At 42.4% G+C, this 5,200-nt stretch carries 6 protein-coding genes; 5 read left to right on the top strand and 1 reads right to left on the bottom strand.

The annotated features are described in order from the left end of the window. From WA010_RS13455 to WA010_RS13435, 5 genes are all read left to right on the top strand, one after another. Positions 1-2,181 (top strand): chemotaxis protein CheW (locus WA010_RS13455; protein WP_422557629.1); only part of this gene is annotated, 2,181 nt, incomplete at its 5' end. Between the two features lies 1 nt (position 2,182). Then, on the top strand, positions 2,183-2,677 hold the full coding sequence (locus WA010_RS13450; RefSeq protein WP_422557628.1) for a chemotaxis protein CheW: 495 nt from the start codon (positions 2,183-2,185) through the stop codon (positions 2,675-2,677). 125 nt (positions 2,678-2,802) lie between these two features. After that, a complete protein-coding gene (locus tag WA010_RS13445; protein WP_422557627.1) occupies positions 2,803-4,113 on the top strand; it encodes an aminopeptidase P N-terminal domain-containing protein in 1,311 nt (436 codons plus the stop codon). Positions 4,114-4,163: 50 nt separating this feature from the next. Beyond that, positions 4,164-4,412: a hypothetical protein gene (locus tag WA010_RS13440; protein WP_422557626.1), complete on the top strand. Its 249-nt coding sequence runs from the start codon at positions 4,164-4,166 to the stop codon at positions 4,410-4,412. After that, complete coding sequence (locus tag WA010_RS13435) at positions 4,400-4,774, top strand: type II toxin-antitoxin system VapC family toxin (protein ID WP_422557625.1); 375 nt, start codon at positions 4,400-4,402, stop codon at positions 4,772-4,774. The genes WA010_RS13440 and WA010_RS13435 overlap by 13 nt, the downstream gene beginning before the upstream one ends. 125 nt (positions 4,775-4,899) lie before the next feature. Here the strand turns inward: WA010_RS13435 and WA010_RS13430 are convergent, their stop codons facing one another. Continuing rightward, a complete protein-coding gene (locus tag WA010_RS13430; protein ID WP_422557624.1) occupies positions 4,900-5,163 on the bottom strand; it encodes a helix-turn-helix domain-containing protein in 264 nt (87 codons plus the stop codon). Between the last annotated feature and the right edge of the window lie 37 nt (positions 5,164-5,200).

Here is a 5,200-nt window from a genome sequence, read left to right as displayed (position 1 = left end):
GCCTTATTATGTCGTATTCGTGACAGTGGACAAGATAGTGGATTGGAAGTAGGTTCTTGTGTAGAACGTTTAGATGCAGTAGCAAACGGTATGCCTTTGAGTGAAGCTCCTGCAATGGTTCCAGTATTCTCTGAAGCTGAGCCGATTGTTGAAACGACTTCGCAGGAAGAAGGTGATTATTCAGAAATGAGTGAAGCAGAAGTGGAAGCAGAGATTGAACGCCTCATCGCAGCACGTCAGGCAGAAGATGCAGCTAAACGCGGACAAAAAATCAAAGCTTCTAGCGATACGGAGCCAAATTATGACGGAATGAGTGATGATGAAGTCGAATCCGAAATAGAGCGACTTCTTGCAGAACGTCAAGCTCAAGATGCTGAAAAACGGGATCAAAAAAGTTTGGAATCGGAAAAAGCAAAAGCTGAAAGCATCGTGACTCCGGTTCAAGCTCCTACTGTTCAATCTGTGCCTAAACCTACAGCCGTAGTAGCACCTGCTCCACGACGAAGTGAACCAAAAGAAGATGGGGAAGCTCGTGGTGGGGCGGCGGTTGAGCAAACGATACGTGTTGATGTTAAACGATTGGATCATTTGATGAATCTGATCGGAGAACTCGTTCTCGGGAAAAACCGCCTCATTAAAATTAATGATGACGTTGAAGAGCGGTACGAAGGGGAAGCCTTCCTTGAAGAACTAAACCAAGTTGTTTCCATTGTTTCATTGGTAACGACCGATTTGCAAATTGCCGTTATGAAAACCCGTATGCTTCCGATTGGAAAAGTATTTAACAAATTCCCTCGTATGATCCGTGACCTTTCACGAGAGCTCAACAAAAAAATTGAGCTAGAGATTACAGGAGAAGAGACGGAACTCGATAAATCGATCGTTGAAGAGATTGGTGATCCGCTGGTTCATATCATCCGTAATTCATGCGATCATGGTATTGAAACACCGGAAGTTCGTTTGGCTTCAGGTAAAGAAGAGAGCGGAACTATTCACCTCAAAGCGTACCATGAGGGAAATCATATCGTTATTCAAATCATCGATGATGGTAAAGGTCTCGATGCAGATATGCTCAAGCAAAAATCGATTGAAAAAGGGATTGTTACTGAAAAAGAAGCTGATACCATGACAGAAAAAGAGGCATTTGGTCTCATATTTCGTCCAGGTTTTTCAACGGCTGCACAAGTAACGAGTGTTTCGGGACGCGGTGTTGGTATGGATGTCGTGAAAACCAATATCGAAAAGCTCAACGGTATGATCGACATCGACTCCGAAGTAGGCAAGGGTACGTCGATGAAACTCAAAATCCCACTTACCTTGGCAATTATCCAAGCGTTGTTGGTTGGGGTACAAGAAGAGTATTATGCGATCCCTCTCGCTTCAGTTCTTGAGACGGTACGTATCAGTAAAGACGAGATTTATACCGTTGAAAGCCGCTCCGTTATGCGTCTTCGTGATGAAGTCCTCTCTTTGGTACACATCGGGGATATCTTCGAAGTCGAGCGTGTATTTGACAACAGCGAACACGCGTATGTCGTCGTTCTCGGTCTTGCGGAGAGTAAAATCGGACTTATCGTCGATTCACTCGTCGGGCAAGAAGAGATCGTTATTAAATCCCTCGGTGAATATCTCAAAGGGATCGAAGGGATCGCAGGGGCAACCATTCGCGGAGATGGCGGTGTAACCTTGATTGTTGATGTTGCGGCATTGATGCAGATGGCAAAATCGGTGAAATCGACTGTAGGTCAAGAGAGTGCTGAAGCCAAAGGACGTTCTGGTGCAAAAAATAAATCGAGTGATTACAAAGTAATGATTGTTGATGACTCAAAAACAGATCGTACTATTATGCGCAAAGCACTAGAACCAATGGGTATTACACTGATAGAAGCAACGGATGGTTTGGAAGCACTTAATATTTTAAAGCAAGGTGATCATGTGTTTGATGCTATGTTAGTAGATATTGAGATGCCTAGAATGGATGGTTATACCGTAGCCTCTGAGATTAAAAAGTATAGTAAATATAAAAACCTTCCACTGATAGCGGTAACGTCTCGTACCGGAAAAGCAGATCGTATGCGTGGTGTGGAATCAGGAATGGTAGAATACATTACTAAGCCGTATTCACCGGAATATCTGATGAATGTTGTAAAGCGTAATATCAAATTCAACGAGGGGTTATAACATGAGTGAAAAACTTCAACAAATTATCAATAAACAGCAAAAATCCCTCTCAGGGGATGATGTTAAAATCGATGAAGTAATTCAACTTGTCGGTTTTATAGTCGGTGATGAAGAGTTTTCGGTACCCATTTTAAGCATTCAAGAGATCATTAAACCAATTTCTTGGACTCGTGTTCCACAAACTCCTGCTTATATTTTAGGGGTTTTCAATCTTCGCGGTTCGGTGATTCCATTGATTGATTTACGTTCACGTTTTGGATTGACAATGATAAAACATACCGAAGAAACTCGTTTTATCGTTATGAAAAATGGAGATGATGTTGCCGGATTTGTGATTGATCGCCTCACTGAAGCGATCCGTTTAGCGAAGCGAGATGTGGGTCCTGCTCCTGATACAATTTCTGAAGAAGAGAGTATGCTTGCTGGAGTTGGAAAACAATCGGATCGCATCATTACAATTCTAAAAGTGCATAAATTATTGGAGAGAAATTTCTAATCTTTCGTCATCCTCGAGCTTGACCCGAGGAACCATCTTAAAAAAGATAGCTGGATTCCCGATCGGATCGGGAATGACGAGAAAAAGTTTCTGATTCTTTTTCAATTTTATGGCACAATATCGCCATGAATGAAACACACTTTGTAAACCGCCGCTCCAAACTCCTCACTATGATGGAGGAGGGTGTGGCGATTATCACCTCCGCACCTACCCAAAGCCGCTCTAATGACACCGAATATCCTTACCGACAAAACAGCGATTTTTATTATTTATGCGGATTTAACGAAGATAACTCGGTATTGGTTTTGATCAAAACTCCCAATGCCTCGAAAACAATCCTATTTGTCGAAGCTCATAATGCCGAGCACGCTCTTTGGAACGGGGCGCGACTTGGCGTTGAGGGTGCACGAGAACGCTTTAGCGTCGATGAAACACACGATATTGCCCAATACGATGGAATGATCAAAGAGATTTTACGGGAGCATATCAATCTCTATGTCGATCTCTACAACGATTCAGCGAGAGTTGTCGAAGCGAAAGCTGCCGCACAATCACTTCACTCTACACGCGGTGTTAAACGCCATATCCGCTCCATCCGTGACGTCACCTATCTTATCCGAACCTTACGACTTATAAAGTCACCCGAAGAGATCGAGACGATAAAAAAAGCGATTGCTATTACCGCCAAAGCTCACCATAGTGCAATGCAAATGTGCCGTGCAGGGATGAGAGAATATCAACTTCAGGCGCATATGAACTATGTTTTTTTAAACAACGGTGCCATGAGCGAAGCCTACGGTGCTATCGTCGCAGGGGGAAATAATGCCAACACCCTCCATTATGTCGACAATCGTGACGAACTTCGCGAGGGTGATTTAGTCCTCATCGATGCCGCGTGTGAATGGGAACTTTATGCGAGCGATATTACCCGCACCTTTCCGATTAACGGCAAATTCAGCGATCCACAGCAAGAAGTTTACAATGCCGTTCTTGATGTTCAGCTCCGTGTCATCGAAGCGATACGAGTGGGTGTCAAACGCGATTGGCTCCAAACGTACAGTGAAGAGCTGTTATGTGACGCCTTGATAAAACTGGGGGTTTTGAACGGTGAACGAAGTGTATTGATAGAAACGAAAGAACACAAAAAATATGCTCCGCACGGGATAGGGCATTGGATGGGGCTGGATGTGCATGATCCGTGCCCGTATGTGGACGAAGAGGGTGAGTCGTTAGCGTTTATGGCGGGGATGGTGATGACGATTGAGCCGGGGTTGTACTTCCGCGCCGATGATGAGTCTGTTCCGCAAGCGTTTCGCGGTATCGGTATCCGCATCGAGGATAATATCCTCGTTACCGAAGTGGGGTATGAGAACCTCTCGGCGATGATTGCCAAGAGAGTGGAGGAAATAGAGGGGATGTGTAAAACACAAATTTGACATATTGCCGATTATGATCTATAATCATTTTCATATATGAAGGATAAAATATGAAAACGCTCTCTATTTCTCAGGTACAACGTGAGTTGCATCATTTGGATAATTTTGATATTGTTGAGATTGTCGATAAAAAACGGGATATTGTCAAAGGGTATTTTGTCGATATTAAATACAAAGCGGTGATTGAAGCACTTGCATCGAAAGAGAAAAAGCAATCCCTCAGTAACTTTGCTGGAATGTGGGAGGGGCGTGATGATATAGACCAACAAACCCTGAGAGAAAAAGCATGGCGCAAATAGTTCTCGATACGAACATCCTCATCGAAATTTTAAAAAATAATACTCAGACGTTACGAGCAGTTGAGGGTTTGAACGGAGGACTTTGTATCAGTGCTATCACCGTTATGGAACTTTATTTCGGTGCACGAGACAAAACTGAGCTATCGAAGCTTAAAAAGTTTATCGAACTATTTGAAGTAATTGAAATTAATGCTGATATTTCGAGTCAAGCCATTCTTTTAATTGAAAAATACGCTAAAAGCCATCATTTGGATATTCCTGATGCACTCATTGCAGCAAGTGTGCTGGTGAATAAACTTCCTCTTATGACTTATAATCGCAAAGATTTTAAATACATTGATGGATTGATGCTCATTAGTTAGACTTTTTTCCCGTCATTCCCGATCTGATTGAGAATCTAGTATTCTCGTTTCTCGTTCGCCCTGAGCTTGTCGAAGGGTAGATAAATTCATGGTTCGACAAGCTCACCACGAACGAAAATCCAGTTTTATGCTTTATTTTCTTCTTGAATAAAATCACACGGATCAATTTCTAATACTTTAGCAATTTTATACAAGTGCTCAAGATTGAAATGTTTGCTTTCAACCCCAATTTCGGCTTTTGCGACAGTGGAAACTGATTTTTGACCGATAGCAAGAGCCAATTGTAATTGACTCAGCCCTTTTTCCTGCCTCAATTTTTTGACATTGAAACCAATACGACGATAAAAAGCTTCTATTTCTGCTTCTGATATTTCGATTTCTAAATTCATCTATTGGTTTCACTACAGTGTAATTTTAATGTAAGCT

The sequence above is a fragment of the Sulfuricurvum sp. genome, from assembly GCF_049305995.1.
Taxonomy (GTDB): Bacteria; Campylobacterota; Campylobacteria; order Campylobacterales; family Sulfurimonadaceae; genus Sulfuricurvum.
This window is presented reverse-complemented; position numbering and strand designations above follow the sequence as displayed.

What these genes read in the sequence shown, in the direction of transcription:
- WA010_RS13435 (WP_422557625.1), top strand. Translation starts at nt 4,400, where the DNA reads ATGGCGCAAATAGTTCTCGATACGAACATCCTCATCGAAATTTTAAAA.
- WA010_RS13430 (WP_422557624.1), bottom strand. Translation starts at nt 5,163, where the DNA reads ATGAATTTAGAAATCGAAATATCAGAAGCAGAAATAGAAGCTTTTTAT.
- WA010_RS13450 (WP_422557628.1), top strand. Translation starts at nt 2,183, where the DNA reads ATGAGTGAAAAACTTCAACAAATTATCAATAAACAGCAAAAATCCCTC.
- WA010_RS13440 (WP_422557626.1), top strand. Translation starts at nt 4,164, where the DNA reads ATGAAAACGCTCTCTATTTCTCAGGTACAACGTGAGTTGCATCATTTG.
- WA010_RS13445 (WP_422557627.1), top strand. Translation starts at nt 2,803, where the DNA reads ATGAATGAAACACACTTTGTAAACCGCCGCTCCAAACTCCTCACTATG.